Consider the following 17,269-nt stretch of genomic DNA (forward strand, 5'->3'; position numbering starts at 1 on the left):
CCGCAGCCCGGATGGGCGAGCGTGCCTTGACGGGGGGCCGGGCGGGGAGGAGCGTGGTTTCTTATGAGGGGTGAACCAAGTTGCCCGAAGTGCGGTGGCCGGGTCAGGGCGCCCGGACTTTTCTCCGACTCCTGGCAGTGCGCCGTGCACGGCACTGTCCACCCCCTGCAACCCGTCATCCCGCCCAGTGTCGAAGGCCTGGGCGTGGTGGTCCACCGGGCGCACGTGCCGGTATGGATGCCGTGGCCGCTGCCGGTGGGATGGCTGTTCACGGGGGTCGCGTCCGCCGGTGACGACCGCAGCGGGGGCCGGGCGACGGCGGTGGCCTGCTCGGGTCCCGGGCCGCTGGGCGGCATCGGCGAGCTGCTGCTGATCGCGGAGGAACTGGGCGTCGGCCTGGGCGCGCGGTACGCGGGGATCGACGGCCCCGACCCCGGCTCGCACATCAACGTGTCCTCACCGCCCCACGCCAAGGTGGTCGCGGCGGGCCGCCCGACCCCGCTCTGGCACGTCAACGGCGGCCCCGACGACCGGGCCGTCTTCGCCGGCGAGGCCCGGGGTCTGTGGCTCTGGGCGATCGTCTGGCCGGAGCAATCCGGCCTGCTGATGTACGACGAGCTCGTCCTCACCGACCTCCGCGACGCGGGAGCGGAGGTCGAGCTCCTTCCGTGTGGGGCCCTGAGCCCGAGGATCCTGGGGCCGGCCTAGCGTGGTCTGGACAACTGGGGCCCTTCGACCCGGTTATCCTGGAGCGTCCCCCCCCGCCCGTACGACCCATGGAGCTCGGCTGTGCGCATCGATCTGCACGCCCACTCCACCGCCTCGGACGGTACGGACACCCCCGCCGAGCTGATGCGCAATGCCGCCGGCGCCGGGCTGGACGTGGTCGCGCTGACCGACCACGACACCGTGGGCGGGTACGCCGAGGCCATCGCCGCGGTGCCGGCCGGGCTGACCCTGGTGACCGGGGCCGAACTGTCCTGCCGCCTCGACGGCGTCGGGATGCACATGCTGGCGTACCTCTTCGACCCCGAGGAGCCCGAGCTCGCCGCCGAGCGGGAGCTCGTCAGGGACGACCGGATCCCCCGCGCGCAGACCATGGTCGGCAAGCTCCGGGCCCTCGGCGTGGACGTCACCTGGGAGCAGGTGGCCAAGATCGCCGGTGAAGGCTCGGTCGGGCGGCCGCACATCGCCACCGCCCTCGTCGAGCTGGGCGTCGTACGCACCGTCTCGGACGCCTTCACGCCCGAATGGCTCGCCGACGGCGGCCGTGCGTACGCCGAGAAGCACGAGCTCGACCCCTTCGACGCCATCCGCCTGGTCAAGGCGGCCGGCGGCGTCACCGTCTTCGCGCACCCCGCCGCCGTCAAGCGCGGCCAGTGCGTGCCCGAGGCCGCGATAGCCGAGCTGGCGGCCGCGGGTCTGGACGGCATCGAGGTGGACCACATGGACCACGACACCGACACCCGGGCGCGGCTGCGCGCCCTGGCGGCGGACCTCGGACTGCTGACCACCGGGTCCAGCGACTACCACGGCAGCCGCAAGACCTGCCGCCTCGGGGAGTACACGACCGACCCCGAGATCTACGGCGAGATCACGCGCCGCGCGACCGGGGCCTTCCCGGTGCCCGGCGCCGGCGGACGCGAGAGCTGACCGGCCCCGAGGCCCGCTCCACCCGTCTCCGCACCCCTCTTCGCGACACCCCTCTCTCCTGCAAGGCATCACTGTGTTTGACTTCGCCGTCTTCGGATCCCTTTTTCTCACGCTTTTTGTGATTATGGACCCGCCCGGGATCACGCCGATCTTCCTCGCCCTGACCTCCGGACGTCCCGCCAAGGTGCAGCGCCGCATGGCCTGGCAGGCCGTCTGCGTGGCCTTCGGCGTCATCGCCGTCTTCGGCATCTGCGGTCAGCAGATCCTGGACTACCTGCACGTCTCCGTTCCGGCGCTGATGATCGCCGGTGGTCTGCTGCTCCTGCTCATCGCGCTGGACCTGCTCACCGGCAAGACCGACGAGCCGAAGCAGACCAAGGACGTGAACGTCGCCCTGGTCCCGCTGGGCATGCCGCTGCTTGCCGGGCCCGGTGCGATCGTGTCCGTCATCCTGGCCGTGCAGAAGGCGGACGGGGTCAGCGGGCAGGTCTCCGTCTGGGCCGCGATCCTCGCCATGCACATCGTGCTGTGGATCACCATGCGCTACTCCCTGGTGATCATCCGGGTCATCAAGGACGGCGGCGTCGTCCTCGTGACGCGGCTCGCAGGCATGATGCTCTCGGCCATCGCCGTCCAGCAGATCATCAACGGTGTGCTCCAGGTCGTACACGGCGCCTGACGGCCACCCGCCCCGCACACGCGAACGCCCCCGCACCGGGATCGGTGCGGGGGCGTGAACGTATCGCGCGAAGCGTCAGGAGGACGCACTCTCGGCCGGTCGGATCAGAATGCGCTGGCCGACGGATGCGGCCTGCTGCACGATCCTGTTGACGGAGGCCGCGTCCACGACGGTGCTGTCCACGGCGGATCCGTCGACGTCGTCCAGGCGCAGAATTTCGAAGCGCATGGGCTTCTCCCTTCGTCAGTGTTCTCCTTGCACAGGGTTAACGAAGCGTAAGCCGCAATCATTCCCTACGCTAAGGAAATTTTTTCACTGGCTAAGGATCGGGCGGTTCCTAGCGGGCGCAGGCGTCCCAGAACGCGGCCAGCTCGGTGGCCGTGACCTGCGGCGCCTCGGCGTTCGGGGAGTGCTCCGTCCCCGGGACGACCACCCGCTCCGCGCCCAGCCGCAGGGCCATCTCGTCCAGCAGCGGGACCGGCCACGCGTAGTCGATCGCCCCCGACAGGACCAGCTTCGGCAGCTCGACACGGGCCAGCTCGTCCACCCGGTCGGGCTCCGAGATCAGCACCCGGCCCGTGACGATCAACTGCTCGGGGACGGTCCCCACCCACCGCTCGCGCAGGAACCGCGCCAGCTCGGGGGAGTCCGGGGCCTCGTCCTGCGGGTCATGGGCGCGCATCGCCGCCCAGATGCGCGGCATGTCGTCGCCCATCGCCTCCAGCGCGGCCACCAGCAGCTTCGTACGGGCCTGCTGCTCCTCGGAGATCGCGGCGGGCCCGCTGCTCATCAAGGTCAGCGAGGCGAAGGGGGCGGCGTCGCGGAGCACGGCGGCGCGCGAGATCAGACCGCCGAGCGAATGGCCGACCAGGTGCACGCGGTCCGCTCCGAGCGCGCGGGCCTGCGCGAGGACGTCCAGCGCCAGCTCCTCCAGGGCGTACGGGGCCTCCTCGCGCGGGCCGGGGCTCTCGTGCTGGCCGCGCCCGTCGACGGTGACCACCCGGTACCCGGCGGCGGCCAGCGGTTCCAGGAGGCCTATGAAGTCCTCCTTGCTGCCCGTGAACCCGGGGACCAGCAAGGCGGTGCCGCGGACCGGCTCACCGGCCTCGTGCACCGCGAAGGTGCCACGGTCGGTGGGGAGGTCGTACGCACGGGCGACGGACGGCAGGGTGAGGCGCGGAGGCTTGCTCATGGCCCGAGGTTACCGGCCCGTACGCCCCCGCACAGCCCGGATACGCCGATGGCCCCGGCCCCCTCGGAAGGGGATCGGGGCCATCGGCGCGGTACGGGAGTGCTACGCCTCCGGGGCGGCCGCGACCTTGCGGGTGCGGGTGCGCTTCGGCTTGGCGGGGGCCTCCTCGGCCACCGGGGCGGCCTTGGCGACAGCCGGGGCGGCCTCGGCCACCTTGCGGGGCGCGCGGGCACGCTTCGGCTTGACCGGCTCCACGGGCGGGGCCATCTGGAAGTCCGGCTCCGGAGCGGCCGCGACCACCTTGCGGGGCGCGCGGGCACGCTTCGGCTTCACGGGCTCCATGGGCGGGGCCATCTGGAAGTCCGGCTCCGGGGCGACCTCGGCCACCTTGCGGGGGGCGCGGGTGCGCTTCGGCTTCACGGGCGCCTCGTCGGCGACCGGGGCCGGGGCCACGGCGGCCTCGGCGACCGGGGCGACGGCCTTGCGGGTGCGGGTGCGCTTCGGCTTGGCCGGAGCCTCCTCGGCCACGGCGACCGGAGCGGCCTCGACGACCGGAGCGACCACGGCGACCGGAGCTGCCGGGGCCACCGGGGCGGCCTCGACGACCTGCACGGCCTGCACGGCCTGAGCCGGCACGGCGGCGACACGGGTACGGCGGCGGCGCGGCCTGCGCGGCTCGTCGGCGGCCGGAGCCTCCGACGCGGGCGCGTCCACCACGGGGGTGGTCGCGGCAGCCTCGTCGCCCAGATCCGAACCACCACGGGTACGGCGGCGCTGACGCGGCGTACGGGTGCGCTCCGGGCGCTCCTCGGTCACCACGGCGGCGGCGGCCGGACCGCGACCGCCACGGCCACCACGGCCGCCGGTCTCGCCCAGGTCTTCCAGGTTCTCGGCCTTCAGGCCGGCCCGCGTGCGCTCGGCGCGCGGCAGGATGCCCTTGGTGCCGGCCGGGATGTTCATCTCCTCGAACAGGTGCGGCGACGTGGAGTACGTCTCGACCGGGTCGTGGAAGTCCAGCTCCAGCGCCTTGTTGATCAGCTGCCAGCGCGGGATGTCGTCCCAGTCGACCAGGGTGACGGCGATGCCCTTGTTGCCCGCGCGGCCGGTACGGCCCACGCGGTGCAGGAAGGTCTTCTCGTCCTCCGGCGTCTGGTAGTTGATGACGTGGGTCACACCCTCGACATCGATACCGCGCGCGGCGACGTCGGTGCACACCAGCACGTCGACCTTGCCGTTGCGGAACGCGCGCAGCGCCTGCTCGCGCGCGCCCTGGCCCAGGTCGCCGTGGACGGCGCCGGACGCGAAGCCGCGCTTCTCGAGCTGCTCGGCGATGTCGGCCGCCGTGCGCTTGGTACGGCAGAAGATCATGGCCAGGCCGCGGCCCTCGGCCTGCAGGATGCGGGAGACGAGCTCCGGCTTGTCCATGTTGTGCGCACGGAAGACGTGCTGCGCGATGTTGGCGACGGTCGCGCCCTCGCCGTCCTCGGAGACGGCGCGGATGTGCGTGGGCTGCGTCATGTACCGGCGGGCCAGGCCGATGACCGCGCCCGGCATGGTCGCCGAGAACAGCATGGTCTGACGCTTCGCGGGCAGGTAGCCCATGATCTTCTCGACGTCGGGCAGGAAGCCCAGGTCGAGCATCTCGTCGGCCTCGTCCAGGACGAGCGCCTTGACGTGCGACAGGTCGAGCTTCTTCTGCCCGGCCAGGTCGAGCAGACGGCCCGGGGTGCCGACGATCACGTCGACGCCCTTGTTGAGCGCCTCGACCTGGGGCTCGTACGCGCGGCCGCCGTATATGGCGAGGACGCGGACGTTGCGGACCTTGCCCGCGGTCAGGAGGTCGTTGGTGACCTGGGTGCACAGCTCGCGGGTCGGAACCACCACGAGGGCCTGCGGAGCGTTGGTCAGCTGCTCGGGCTTGGCCCGGCCGGCCTCGACGTCCGCGGGGACGACGACCCGCTCCAGCAGGGGAAGGCCGAAACCGAGCGTCTTGCCGGTTCCGGTCTTGGCCTGGCCGATGACGTCCGTGCCGGAAAGGGCGACGGGGAGGGTCATCTCCTGGATCGGGAAGGGGGACACAATGCCGACGGCCTCAAGGGCTTCGGCCGTCTCGGGAAGGATCCCGAGGTCTCGGAACGTAGTCAGGGTGCTGCCTCTTCTGTGAGACGCGGCGCGAGGCGGCGAGGGGGGTCGTACCGTGCTCTGCTTGCAGTACTGCTACGTACGAAGCTGCGCGGGACCACTAGCCTTCGCTCAGGCGCATCTGCCGCTGAGGGGGCCCCTCGTAAGAGGCGGTACGCATGAACGTACGCACCACACTGAGGGCGGTCGGTTGGAGCCGATCGGGCCACCGACCGGGCATCCTCATTCGGATGGCCCGCCGAGTGCTCGGCAGGCGCATTACCACTGTACCCCGGAATCGCGCAGGTGTGTCGGGTGAATTCACCGGGTAGGCGCGTTTAGCTGGACAGGGCAGGTGGTTCGCGGGGCTATTCGGCGGGCTATTGTGCGGAGCATGTCGACCGTAGAAAACGCCTCGCCCGCCGACGACAGCGCACCTGCCGAAGCCGTGGGTATCGCCTCCCAGGACTGGGCGGCCGCCTCTGCCTCGCCGCAGTACCGCGCAGCCGTCGTGGACCTGCTCGGCGCGCTCGCGTACGGAGAGCTCGCGGCCTTCGAGCGCCTCGCGGAGGACGCGAAGCTCGCGCCCACCCTGGACGACAAGGCCGAGCTCGCCGCCATGGCCTCCGCCGAATTCCACCACTTCGAGCGGCTGCGCGACCGGCTCGCGGCGATCGAGGTCGAGCCCACCGCCGCGATGCAGCCCTTTGCGAAGGGCGTCGACGACTTCCACCGCCAGACCGCGCCGTCCGACTGGCTGGAGGGCCTGGTCAAGGCCTACGTCGGCGACTCCATCGCCAGCGACTTCTACCGCGAGGTCGCCTCCCACCTGGACACCGACACCCGCGGGCTCGTGCTCGGCGTGCTCGACGACACCGGCCACGGCAACTTCGCCGTCGAGAAGGTGCGCGCCGCGATCGAGGCGGACCCGCGCTGCGGCGGCCGGCTCGCACTGTGGGCCCGCCGGCTGATGGGCGAGGCCCTTTCGCAGGCCCAGCGCGTGGTCGCCGAGCGCGACGCGCTCTCGACCATGCTGGTCGGCGGCGTCGACGGGATGGCGGCCGGCTTCGACCTGGCGGCCGTCGGCGAGATGTTCACCCGGATCACCAAGGCGCACACCAAGCGGATGGCGGCCCTCGGCCTCGCGGCCTGACCGGACGCCCTTCACGTACCTCGGCCCCGGCACGCGCTCATGCGTGCCGGGGCCGACGTGTGTGGTCGACGTGTGTGGCCGACGTGCGTGCTCAGGGAACGATCAGGGGTCAGCCCCCCGACGGGAGCGAAAACGGAGTCCTGTGGGAGGGCCTGCGGGGCCCGGAGGCCGGCCGGAGCAGCAGCGACAGGACCACCGCCGAAACGAGCACCCCGCCGACGAAGGTCGCCGTCAGCGTGTTGTGCCCGGGGCCCAGCGCGAAGTGGGTGAGGTACGCCCCGAACAGCGCCCCGGCCACACCGCTGACCAGCACCACCCTCGGGGAGGGCAGCCGACGCGCGAACACCCGGGAGGCTGTCGCGGACAGGGCGAGGCCCAACAGAGCGGAGCCGAGCACTTCCATCAGCAGCATGAGGTCTCTCCCATACGTCAGGGCAAACCGTGTCACTGCCGTCCTACCCGAAGCGGAAGAAACGGAAACGGCCCGGCGGAATCAACCACCGGGCCGTTTCGGACAGTTCTCAGAGCGTGCCGAAGCCGACCTTGCGCACGCTCGGCTCGCCCAGGTCGACGTACGACAGGCGGTCGGACGGCACCAGGACCTTGCGGCCCTTGTTGTCGGTGAGGCTCAGCAGCGGCGCGGTGCCGGACAGCGCGGCGGTCACGATGCTCTCCAGCTCCTCGGCGCTCAGGTCGCTCTCCAGCACGATCTCCCGGGGTGCGTGCTGCACGCCGATCTTGACCTCCACGGCTATGTCCCTCCGACGATCCGGTTCGCGCGATCAGCCGCGCCGTACGCGGTCCACATTAGCCCGGAGAGGGGACGCGGACCGCGCAGAGCGGACACGCTCGCAGCGAACAGAGGGCGGCGCGAGGCCCGCACGACACCGGCGCGGGGCCGGCACCGTCAGGAGGTCAGGCCTCCGTGCCGTGCAGCGGGAAGCCGGCGATGCCGCGCCAGGCGAGCGAGGTCAGCAGGCCGACCGCCGTATCACGGGCGACCGGGCTCTCGCTGGACAGCCAGTAGCGGGCCACGACCTGCGAGACCCCGCCCAGGCCCACGGCCAGCAGCATCGACTCGTCCTTGGACAGGCCGGTGTCCTCGGCGATGACCTCGCAGATGGCCTCGGCGCACTGGAGCGAGACGCGGTCGACGCGCTCGCGCACCGCCGGCTCGTTCGTCAGGTCGGACTCGAAGACCAGCCGGAAGGCGCCGCCCTCCTCCTCCACGTACGCGAAGTACGCGTCCATCGTGGCGGCCACACGCAGCTTGTTGTCCGTCGTCGACGCGAGCGCGGTGCGCACGGCCAGCAGCAGGGACTCGCAGTGCTGGTCCAGCAGCGCCAGATAGAGATCGAGCTTGCCGGGGAAGTGCTGGTACAGCACCGGCTTGCTCACTCCGGCACGCTCGGCGATGTCGTCCATCGCTGCCGCGTGGTACCCCTGCGCGACGAAAACCTCCTGAGCCGCGCCCAGGAGCTGGTTTCGTCGGGCTCGGCGCGGCAGTCGCGTGCCCCGCGGACGCGCTGCCTCGGTCTGCTCGATGGCTGTCACGCCGCCTCCCACTTTCTCTAAGAACACAGTGCGCTCTGCGCCGCGCCGCCATCGTACTTTTCGGTAACCGAATCTGGAGGGTTCAAGCCGAGTTTTCTCGCGGTACGGACGCGCCACGGACGCCCGGAGGCGCTGGTCAGCGGTTGGTCAGCGGCCGGTCGGCGGCCGGTCGGCGATCACTCAGCGGTAGTCGTCCTCGTCCAGCGGGACCACCCGCGCCTGCTCGGCGGCATCACCGTCCGCGGCCTCGCCCGCCTCCGCACCGGTGATCGGGTCGTCCTCGTCCGGCCGGAGATCGGCCAGCTGCTCCGCCACATCCGCCTCGGGCGCCTCAGGATCGAGGGTTTCCGGAAACGGCTCCCGGAAGGTGTCCGGCTCCGCAGGGTCGACAGTCATGCCGCTCCCCTCGCTTCCTTGTTCTCATCTATGAGCCTAGGAGGATCGCGGATACCCCGCTATACGTATCGGCACGCGCCTGTGACCGCGAACACAAGAAGACGGGCGTGATCGTCTCGTAACATTGCCCGCATGTCTTCGACCGAGCTGCCGGGCGTACGGTCCACCGCCGAGCTGTCCTCCCTGGTGGGAGCCGTCCGGGTGGCCGACGGGGAGCAGCTGCACACCGCCGTGCTGCCCGGCCTGGAAATGGCCGTCCGGGTGCGCCCGCCGCTGCGTACGGGGCTGCCGCCCGCGCTGTTCGTGCACGGACTCGGCGGTTCCTCGCAGAACTGGTCGGACCTCATGGCGCAGCTGGCGGACACCGTCGACGGCGAGGCCCTGGACCTGCCCGGCTTCGGCTGGTCCCCGCCGCCCGCCGACCGGGACTACTCCGTCACGGCCTTCGCCCGCGCCGTCATCCGGCACCTCGACGCCGCCGGGCGCGGGCCGGTCCACCTGTTCGGGAACTCCCTCGGCGGAGCCGTCTCCACCCGGGTCGCCGCCGTCCGGCCCGACCTCGTGCGCACCCTGACCCTGGTCTCGCCCGCCCTGCCCGAGCTGCGCGTGCAGAAGTCGGCCGTGCCGACCGCGCTCCTCGCGGTCCCCGGGGTGGCCGCGCTCTTCGGCCGCCTGACGCGGGGCCTGAGCGCCGAGCAGCGCACCCGCGGGGTGACGGACCTCTGCTACGGAGACCCCTCCCGGGTGACACCCGAGGGCTTCGGCCACGCCGTGGAGGAGATGGAGCGGCGGATGGCCCTGCCGTACTTCTGGGACGCGATGACCCGCTCCTCGCGCGGCATCGTCGACGCCTACACCCTCGGTGGCCAGCACGGACTGTGGCGCCAGGCACAGCGGGTGCTCGCCCCGTCCCTGCTGGTCTACGGTGGCCGGGACCAACTGGTCTCGTACCGTATGGCGCACAAGGCGGCCGCCTCCTACCGGGGCTCGCGGCTGCTGTGCCTGCCGGAGGCCGGGCACGTGGCGATGATGGAGTACCCCGAGGTGGTGGCCGCCGCCTTCCGGGAGCTGCTCCGAGATACCGAAGACGACAGAGGCTGAGGACCGTGGGACGACATAGTCGCAAGGACCCCGCCCCGGCCCCTGCCCGCCCGAGGCCGGCGCCCGCGCCCCTGCCGTACGAGGAGCCGCCCGCCCCGTACCGGCCCGAACCCACCGTCACCCACCAGGGGTACGTGCCCCAGGAGGCGCGGGCCGGCGGACACCCCCAGCAGTACGAGTCCGGCGGCGCCTGGGGCGCCGGCCCCGACTCGGGCTCCGTGTACGGGGATTGGCGCGGGGTCCCGCGCGCCACCCGGAGCGCCACCGCCCTCCTCGACAGCGACACCCCGGCCTTCGGAACCCCGGCCGTGGGCTTCCCGCAGGTCACCCTCACTCCACCCGCGCCCGCACCGACGCCCGCGCCCGCACCGACGCCCGCCCCCGCGCCCGCGCCCGCCCCCGTACGGAGGCCCGCGCCCGACGCCGTCACCTCGACCGGCTCGCACCGCCGGGTGCCGGGGCCGCGCAATCCGGTCGACCCCGTCGCCGAACGGCCCGGCTCCAGCCGCGGCCTGAAGGCCCGTACGTACACCGGCATGGCCGCCGCGGCCGTCACTACCGTGCTCGCCGTCTTCGTCGCCGTCCAGGTGACCTCCGACGCCGACGGCGCGAAGCCGGGCACGCTCGCCGCCCCCGGCCAGGACCGGGCCGGCGCGCCCGCGGGCGCCGCGACGCCGGCTGCGCCCGCCGCGACCCCCGCCGCGGCGCCCGCGCCCGCGCCGGAGCTGACGTACGAGCAGCAGATGGCCCAGCAGTTGCCGATCGACGCGAAACTCACCGGTCCCGGCACCTTCGACACCGTGCCCGGCCTGGCCAAGGCCCCCGGCAAGGGCAAGCTCGTGCGCTACCGTGTCGACGTCGAGCAGGGACTGGGCCTGGACCCGCAGCTCTTCGCCGAGGCCGTCCACCGCACCCTCAACGACCCGCGCAGCTGGGCCCACAACGGCGCGATGACCTTCGAGCGGGTGCCGGGCGGCGAGGCCGACTTCGTGATCACGCTGGCCAGTCCCGGGACCACCGGGAAGTGGTGCGCCAAGTCCGGCCTGGACACCACCGTCGACAACGTCTCCTGCGATTCCGCGTCGACCGACCGGGTGATGATCAACGCCTTCCGCTGGGCGCAGGGCTCCTCGACGTACGGCCCGGACCAGATGGTCGCCTACCGCCAGATGCTCATCAACCACGAGGTCGGCCACCGCCTCGGACACGGGCACGTGAACTGCCGCACGCCGGGCGAGCTCGCCCCGATCATGCAGCAGCAGACCAAGTCCTTGGACATCGACGGAATCCAGTGCAAGCCCAACCCGTGGGTGCATCCGGGGAATTGAGGCCCCGGCCGGAGACGCACTTCCGACGCAGTACTTCTTAGCGTGCTCGAACGCGAACCGTACGGGAAAGTTACGACTCTTCACCCCTTCCGGTGGCGCGACGGACAACCGTCCGTCGCGCCTTCGGCATATCCGCTTGAGTTCTCCCGCGGCGGGTCGCCTGACCGACGGTGACCGCCTGAACGGGAGATCGGGGGTGCCACTCGTGCGGATCGGACTACTCACGGAAGGTGGTTATCCGTATGCGACGGGAGAGGCGAGGCTGTGGTGCGACCGGCTCGTGCGCGGGCTCCCGCAGCACGAGTTCGAGCTCTACGCACTGAGCCGCAGCGCCGAGCAGGAACGCGCCCGGGTGCCGCTGCCCGAGCACGTCACCCAGGTGCGGACGGCCCCCCTGTGGGCCCCCGCCGACGACGGGCGCAGCTACTCCCGGCGTGAGCGGCGGCGGTTCGCGGCCTGTTTCACGGAGCTGGTCAGGGGGATCTGCGCCGGCGAGGCCGAGCCCTTCGCCTCCGGGCTGTACGGGCTCGCCGAACTCGCCCGCGAAGAGGGCGGGCTGTACGCGGCGCTGCGCTCCGAGTCCGCGGTGCGGGCACTGGAGTCCGCCTGCCGCGCTCCGGGCGCGAGCCGCACCGTACAGGCGGCGCAGGTGCCCGACCTGCTGGAGTTCGTGGACGAACTGGAGCGCATGCTGCGGCCGTTGTCCCTCGACTGGTACGAGGAGCCCGGCAATCTCGGCGCGGTCGACATCTGCCACGCGGCGGCGGGCGGGGTCGCGGCGATCCCCGGACTGCTGGCCAAACGCTTCTTCGGAGTACCGCTGCTGGTCACCGAGTACGGGGTCCAGCTCCGGGCCCACTACCTGGAGCACCAGCCGCAGGCCCGCCCCGCCGTACGGGCCCTGCTCGCGGCCTTCCACCTGCGGCTGGCCGCCGAGATCTACGCCCGGGCCGACCTGCTGACCCCCGGGAACGCGCACGCCCGGCGCTGGCAGGAGCGGTGCGGGGCCACCAGGGACCGGCTGCGTACGGTCTACCCCGGGATGGAGGCGGACCGATTCGCCACCGTCGGGGAGGCCGTGGACTGCGGGGACCCCGACACCCTGGTGTGGGTCGGCCGGATAGAGCCCGCCAAGGACCTCATCGGCCTGCTGCACGCCTTCGCCGAGGTCCGCAAGGCCGCGCCGCACACCCGTCTGCGGATCTTCGCCACGGCCGTGACCCCCGGCTACCTCGCCGACTGCCGGTCCCTGGCCGCGCAGCTCTTCCCCGACGAGGCCGCGGACGCCGTCACCGCCGGGGAGAACCCCGTCACCTTCGAGGAGATCGGCGGGCCCGAAACCCCCTCCTCGGCCGAGGCGTACGGAGCCGGGCGCATCGTCGTGCTGTCCTCCGTGATCGAGGGCTTCCCGATCACCCTGGCCGAGGCGATGTTCTGCGGCCGCGCCACCGTCTCCACCGACGTCGGCGCCGTGTACGAGGTCATCGGGGGCACCGGGCTCGTCGTCCCGCCGCGCAATCCGCGGGCGCTCGCCGAGGCCTGCCTGTCGCTGCTGGAGGACCCCGAGCGGGCACAGCGGCTCGGCGCGGCCGCCCGGGCGCGGGCCCAGGAGCTGTTCACCGTCGAGCAGAACGTGACGGCCTTCCAGGAGATCTACCTGCGGCTGCTGGCGCGCGGCTCCGAACGGCCGGACGGGGTGGTGCCCTTCGGGCGTCCCGCCGAGGCCCGGGTCCCGGGGCACTGGACCAGCCCGACCTGGGCCGAGCCCGTTCCGGAGGCGACTGCATGACCACCGTCAACCCGGGGCTCCGCCCCGAACCCCGCGCCGATGGGGACGCGGGTGCGCTGCCGGGGGCCAATCCAGCCTGGCCGCACAATCCAGCCTCGCCGGGGGCCAATCCAGCCTCGCCGGCGTTTGAGGCGCGGGGTCCGGGGCAGCGCCCCGGCAGCGGCGCCGCACTCGCGATGCCGTCCCCGGGCGCGGGGTCCGGCGCGGCGCCGTTGCCGGGGGCGCTGCCCCCGGACCCCCGCGCCTCAAACGCCGGCGAGGCTGGATTTGCCCCCGGCGAGGCGGAAGGTGCGGCCGGGCCGCGGCCGGTGGAGGCGGCTGCGAAGCCGGTTCGGCGGCGGGCCGCGGGGGATCCCGTCAAGGCGCTGCTGCACCGGCACCGGGAGCTGTGCGCGCGGGCCGTGGACCCGCTGGAGATCGCCGCCGGGCTGGAAGCCCACGGCATCACCGACCGCACCGCCGCGCGGTTCCGGCACCGGGACGTCTTCTCCCTCGCCGAGGAGCTGTACGCCCGCACCCCGCGCGGGGAGCATTCCCGCGCCCTTCCCGACCGCGTTCCCACAGGCGCCTCCGCGTTCCGTGGCTTCGGCTGCGCGCTGCTGCCCGGGGCGCTCGCCTTGGGCGCGGCCGCCGCCGGACAGGCGTGGGCCGGGCCCGCCGCCGTGGCCGCCACGGTCGCCGCACTGGTGTGGCCCGGGCGGGCCGCGGGGGGCCGGTTCCCCTACGCCGCGCACCTGCTCGCCGCCCTCCTCGTCGGCTGGGCCGCGCACCGGCACGGCACCGCCCTCGCCGTCGGCCTCGCGCTGGCCGTCGCCCCCGGGCACCTGCTCGCCGCCGCCTTCGCCGCCGGGGGCCGGGCCCGGCTCGACGGGAGCCGTGCCCTGGAGGACTTCGCGGCCCGGGCCCGGCCCCTGCTGCTGGCGGCCGTCGCCGTGTTCACCGCGGCCGCCGCCGGGGCCGCCGCGCTCGCCGGAGCGCCGCTCCCGGTGGCCGTGCCGCTCGCCCTGCTGCTGTTCCTGACCCGGCTCCTGCTCCGGCACGGAGCGCACCGCGGACCCGTCGCCGCCGCTCTCGCCCTCGCCCTGGTGCCGGTCCCGGCGGCGGCCCTCGCCGCCGCCGCGGGACTCCTCGTACACGCCGTCCTCGCCCTGTCCCGCGCGTCCGCGCACGCGCGGCCCTGATCTTCGGAGCCGATGCCGAACCGCTGTACCCGTACCCCGCCCCACCCGTCCGTCCATCCACCCGCAAGGAGAAACAGACATGACCGGCCAGCCAACCAACCAAGGGGTCACGCGATGAGGGTGCTGCTGATCGGAGCCAACGGATACCTCGGCCGCTACGTCGCCGACCGGCTGCTCGCCGACCCCGCCGTCCAGCTCACCGCGCTCGGCCGCGGCGACGACGCCGACGTCCGGTTCGACCTCGCCACCGGCAGCCCCGGCGCGCTCACCCGCTTCCTCGACGCCGTCCACCCGGGCGTCGTCATCAACTGCGCCGGCGCCACCCGGGGCGGGGCCCGGGAACTCACCCGGCACAACACCGTCGCCGTCGCGACGATCTGCGAGTCGCTGCGCCGCAGCGGCTGCGGGGCCCGCCTCGTCCAGCTCGGCTGCGCCGCCGAGTACGGGCCCAGCCAGCCCGGGTCGTCCACGGCCGAGGACGCCGTGCCGAGACCCGGCGGGCCGTACGGCGTCAGCAAACTGGCCGCCACCGAGCTGGTCCTCGGCTCCGGGCTGGACGCCGTCGTCCTGCGGATCTTCTCGCCCGTCGGCCCCGGCACCCCCGCCGGATCCCCGCTCGGCCGGCTCGCCGAGGCCATGCGCCGCGCGATGCAGTCCGGGGACGGCGAGCTCAAGCTCAGCGGGCTCGGCGTGCAGCGCGACTTCGTGGACGTACGGGACGTGGCGCGGGCCGTGCACGCCGCCTCCCTGTCCGCCGCCCAGGGCGTCGTCAACATCGGCACCGGCCGCGCGGTCCGGCTGCGCGACGCGGCGGCCGTCCTGGCCCGGGTCGCCGGTTACGGAGGCGCCCTGCACGAGCTGGACGTCCCGCACGGCGGGGCCCAGCAGCACGGGCACCCCGGCCGCCCGGTCGGGCTCGCCTCCATCGGATCCCCGCGGTCCGAGGCCACCGCCGAGCAGCTCGCCGCCGCGGCCCCCCAGCCGTACCCCTACCCCGACGGCTGCGGGGCCTGGCAGCAGGCGGATGTCCGTACCGCCCGGGACCGGCTCGGCTGGCGGCCCCGGATCAACCTGGAGGAGTCCCTCGCGGACATCTGGATGGAGGCGGCGTGCCGCATCTGACCACCCCACCGGGGTCCATGACCGCCGCCGCGACCGAGGCGGGCCGGCTCGGCCTCGGGATCCCCGGCTACGCGCACCCGCTGCTCGCCCCCGTCGAGTGGGCCGAGCTGACCCGCCCCGGCACCCCGCTGCACTGGGCCGTGCTCAACGTCACGGACGGCCCGGGCGGGCGGCCCGACCCGCACTGCACGGAAGCGGCCGCGAAGCTGCGCGGGGTGGGCGGCACCGTCCTCGGCCATCTCGCGATGCGAGACGGCTCGCGGTCCTTCGGGGAGCTGGTCTCGGACGCCCACCGCTTCCGGGACTGGTACGGAGTCGGCGGTTTCTACCTCGCGCAGGCCCCCGCAGACAAGGCGGAACTGGCCTCGGTGTGCCGGGTCGTCGACACCCTGCGGGGACTGGGGGAGGACCTGCGGATCGTGCTCGGCCACGGCACCCATCCGTACGAGGGCTACGCGGAGGCCGCCGACCAGCTGGTCACCTTCTCCGGAGCCTGGGCCGACTACCGTTGGTCGCAGGTGGCGGAGTGGACCGCCGACCACCCGGCGGAGCGGTTCTGCCACCTCGTCCACGGGGTGCCGCGCACGCACCTGGAGGAGGCCATGCGGATCGCCCGCTGGCAGGGCGCCGGCACCATCTGGTTCACGGACCGGCGCGCGGTCGGCGACCGTGATCCGTGGGCCTCTATGCCCGCGTACTGGGACGAAATCGTCTCACGTATCGGGACAGGTGTCTTGGAATGAAGACGGGCGTGGCAGTGTTACGGAGAGAACCACCCTGAAGACGTAACCATCTACGGAGTCCCCGTGTCGCTGCCACCCCTGGTCGAGCCAGCTGCTGAGCTCACCGTTGACGAGGTCCGTCGGTACTCCCGCCACCTGATCATCCCGGACGTCGGGATGGACGGCCAGAAGCGCCTGAAGAACGCCAAGGTGCTGGCCGTGGGCGCGGGCGGCCTCGGTTCGCCCGCCCTCATGTACCTGGCCGCGGCCGGTGTCGGCACCCTGGGCATCGTGGAGTTCGACGAGGTCGACGAGTCGAACCTGCAGCGCCAGATCATCCACAGCCAGGCGGACATCGGCCGTTCCAAGGCCGAGTCGGCCCGCGACAGCGTGCTGGGCATCAACCCGTACGTGAACGTGGTCCTTCACGAAGAGCGGCTCGAAGCCGAGAACGTGATGGAGATCTTCAGCCAGTACGACCTCATCGTCGACGGCACGGACAACTTCGCCACGCGCTACCTGGTCAACGACGCCTGCGTGCTGCTGAACAAGCCGTACGTGTGGGGCTCGATCTACCGCTTCGACGGCCAGGCCTCGGTCTTCTGGTCCGAGCACGGCCCGTGCTACCGCTGCCTCTACCCGGAGCCCCCGCCGCCGGGCATGGTCCCGAGCTGCGCCGAGGGCGGCGTGCTGGGCGTGCTCTGCGCGTCCATCGGGTCCATCCAGGTCACCGAGGCCATCAAGGTCCTCACGGGTGTCGGTGAGCCGCTGGTCGGCCGCCTGATGATCTACGACGCCCTGGAGATGCAGTACCGCCAGGTCAAGGTCCGCAAGGACCCCGACTGCGCGGTCTGCGGTCCGAACGCGACCGTCACCGAGCTCATCGACTACGAGGCCTTCTGCGGCGTCGTGTCGGAGGAGGCCCAGGAGGCGGCCGCCGGTTCGACGATCACTCCCAAGCAGCTCAAGGAGTGGATCGACACCGACGAGCCCATCGAGATCATCGACGTCCGCGAGATCAACGAGTACGAGATCGTCTCGATCCCCGGCGCGAAGCTGATCCCCAAGGGCGAGTTCCTGATGGGCACCGCCCTCCAGGACCTGCCGCAGGACAAGCGCATCGTCTTGCACTGCAAGACGGGTGTCCGCAGTGCGGAAGTCCTCGCCGTCCTGAAGTCCGCGGGCTTCGCGGACGCGGTGCACGTCGGCGGCGGCGTGATCGGCTGGGTCCACCAGATCGAGCCCGAGAAGCCGGTCTACTAGGAGTCACCCGAAGGG

The 17,269-nt window shown here is 72.8% G+C and carries 18 protein-coding genes; 11 read left to right on the forward strand and 7 right to left on the reverse strand.

The window, feature by feature from the left end:
- Nucleotides 1–63: 63 nt before the first annotated feature.
- From ACZ45T_RS02735 to ACZ45T_RS02745, 3 genes are all read left to right on the forward strand, one after another.
- The gene (locus tag ACZ45T_RS02735; protein WP_468436710.1) at nucleotides 64–708 is read left to right on the forward strand and encodes a DUF6758 family protein; all 645 of its coding nucleotides are present in this window, start codon (nucleotides 64–66) and stop codon (nucleotides 706–708) included.
- Between the two features lie 81 nt (nucleotides 709–789).
- Nucleotides 790–1,653 (forward strand): PHP domain-containing protein, encoded by an 864-nt coding sequence (locus tag ACZ45T_RS02740; protein WP_468436712.1) that lies wholly within the window; start codon nucleotides 790–792, stop codon nucleotides 1,651–1,653.
- A 73-nt stretch (nucleotides 1,654–1,726) separates the two neighbouring features.
- Entirely contained in the window at nucleotides 1,727–2,332 is a 606-nt protein-coding gene (locus tag ACZ45T_RS02745) for a MarC family protein (RefSeq protein WP_468436714.1), read from the forward strand.
- A 75-nt stretch (nucleotides 2,333–2,407) separates the two neighbouring features.
- Here the strand turns inward: ACZ45T_RS02745 and ACZ45T_RS02750 are convergent, their stop codons facing one another.
- The 3 genes from ACZ45T_RS02750 to ACZ45T_RS02760 all read right to left on the reverse strand — a co-directional run bounded on the left by ACZ45T_RS02750 (nucleotide 2,408) and on the right by ACZ45T_RS02760 (nucleotide 5,579).
- Nucleotides 2,408–2,560 carry a hypothetical protein gene (locus tag ACZ45T_RS02750; protein WP_099889616.1) on the reverse strand — a complete coding sequence of 51 codons (153 nt, stop codon included), beginning with the start codon at nucleotides 2,558–2,560 and terminating at the stop codon, nucleotides 2,408–2,410.
- A gap of 109 nt (nucleotides 2,561–2,669) precedes the next feature.
- The gene (locus ACZ45T_RS02755) at nucleotides 2,670–3,524 is read right to left on the reverse strand and encodes an alpha/beta fold hydrolase (RefSeq protein WP_468436716.1); all 855 of its coding nucleotides are present in this window, start codon (nucleotides 3,522–3,524) and stop codon (nucleotides 2,670–2,672) included.
- A gap of 102 nt (nucleotides 3,525–3,626) precedes the next feature.
- The gene (locus ACZ45T_RS02760; RefSeq protein WP_468436718.1) at nucleotides 3,627–5,579 is read right to left on the reverse strand and encodes a DEAD/DEAH box helicase; all 1,953 of its coding nucleotides are present in this window, start codon (nucleotides 5,577–5,579) and stop codon (nucleotides 3,627–3,629) included.
- Nucleotides 5,580–6,039: 460 nt separating this feature from the next.
- On the opposite strand from ACZ45T_RS02760, the gene ACZ45T_RS02765 reads away from it, so the two are divergent.
- Complete coding sequence (locus ACZ45T_RS02765; protein WP_468436720.1) at nucleotides 6,040–6,798, forward strand: ferritin-like fold-containing protein; 759 nt, start codon at nucleotides 6,040–6,042, stop codon at nucleotides 6,796–6,798.
- A 109-nt stretch (nucleotides 6,799–6,907) separates the two neighbouring features.
- On the opposite strand, the gene ACZ45T_RS02770 is transcribed toward ACZ45T_RS02765, so the two are convergent.
- From ACZ45T_RS02770 to ACZ45T_RS02785, 4 genes are all read right to left on the reverse strand, one after another.
- Nucleotides 6,908–7,210, reverse strand: a complete 303-nt coding sequence (locus ACZ45T_RS02770) for a hypothetical protein (protein ID WP_468436722.1) — start codon at nucleotides 7,208–7,210, stop codon at nucleotides 6,908–6,910.
- 109 nt (nucleotides 7,211–7,319) lie between these two features.
- Nucleotides 7,320–7,547 carry a DUF3107 domain-containing protein gene (locus ACZ45T_RS02775; RefSeq protein ID WP_366866474.1) on the reverse strand — a complete coding sequence of 76 codons (228 nt, stop codon included), beginning with the start codon at nucleotides 7,545–7,547 and terminating at the stop codon, nucleotides 7,320–7,322.
- Between the two features lie 166 nt (nucleotides 7,548–7,713).
- On the reverse strand, nucleotides 7,714–8,352 hold the full coding sequence (locus tag ACZ45T_RS02780) for a TetR/AcrR family transcriptional regulator (RefSeq protein WP_360903737.1): 639 nt from the start codon (nucleotides 8,350–8,352) through the stop codon (nucleotides 7,714–7,716).
- A gap of 180 nt (nucleotides 8,353–8,532) precedes the next feature.
- Nucleotides 8,533–8,748 carry a hypothetical protein gene (locus tag ACZ45T_RS02785; protein WP_326588152.1) on the reverse strand — a complete coding sequence of 72 codons (216 nt, stop codon included), beginning with the start codon at nucleotides 8,746–8,748 and terminating at the stop codon, nucleotides 8,533–8,535.
- A 132-nt stretch (nucleotides 8,749–8,880) separates the two neighbouring features.
- Between ACZ45T_RS02785 and ACZ45T_RS02790 the strand changes: the two genes are divergently transcribed.
- The 7 genes from ACZ45T_RS02790 to moeZ all read left to right on the forward strand — a co-directional run bounded on the left by ACZ45T_RS02790 (nucleotide 8,881) and on the right by moeZ (nucleotide 17,254).
- Nucleotides 8,881–9,849: an alpha/beta fold hydrolase gene (locus ACZ45T_RS02790; protein ID WP_468436728.1), complete on the forward strand. Its 969-nt coding sequence runs from the start codon at nucleotides 8,881–8,883 to the stop codon at nucleotides 9,847–9,849.
- 5 nt (nucleotides 9,850–9,854) lie between these two features.
- Nucleotides 9,855–11,177 (forward strand): DUF3152 domain-containing protein, encoded by a 1,323-nt coding sequence (locus ACZ45T_RS02795; protein WP_468436730.1) that lies wholly within the window; start codon nucleotides 9,855–9,857, stop codon nucleotides 11,175–11,177.
- Between the two features lie 205 nt (nucleotides 11,178–11,382).
- Nucleotides 11,383–12,966: a DUF3492 domain-containing protein gene (locus ACZ45T_RS02800; protein ID WP_468436732.1), complete on the forward strand. Its 1,584-nt coding sequence runs from the start codon at nucleotides 11,383–11,385 to the stop codon at nucleotides 12,964–12,966.
- Nucleotides 12,963–14,147 carry a hypothetical protein gene (locus ACZ45T_RS02805; RefSeq protein ID WP_468436734.1) on the forward strand — a complete coding sequence of 395 codons (1,185 nt, stop codon included), beginning with the start codon at nucleotides 12,963–12,965 and terminating at the stop codon, nucleotides 14,145–14,147. The genes ACZ45T_RS02800 and ACZ45T_RS02805 overlap by 4 nt, the downstream gene beginning before the upstream one ends.
- Nucleotides 14,148–14,261: 114 nt before the next feature.
- A complete protein-coding gene (locus ACZ45T_RS02810; RefSeq protein WP_468436736.1) occupies nucleotides 14,262–15,269 on the forward strand; it encodes an NAD-dependent epimerase/dehydratase in 1,008 nt (335 codons plus the stop codon).
- A complete protein-coding gene (locus ACZ45T_RS02815; protein WP_468436738.1) occupies nucleotides 15,257–16,012 on the forward strand; it encodes a spherulation-specific family 4 protein in 756 nt (251 codons plus the stop codon). Before ACZ45T_RS02810 ends, ACZ45T_RS02815 begins: the two co-directional genes overlap by 13 nt.
- Before the next feature lie 63 nt (nucleotides 16,013–16,075).
- Nucleotides 16,076–17,254 carry an adenylyltransferase/sulfurtransferase MoeZ gene (gene moeZ / locus ACZ45T_RS02820; RefSeq protein ID WP_030011110.1) on the forward strand — a complete coding sequence of 393 codons (1,179 nt, stop codon included), beginning with the start codon at nucleotides 16,076–16,078 and terminating at the stop codon, nucleotides 17,252–17,254.
- The last annotated feature ends 15 nt before the right edge of the window (nucleotides 17,255–17,269 follow it).

Source organism: Streptomyces sp. NPDC030995 (genome assembly GCF_055571215.1).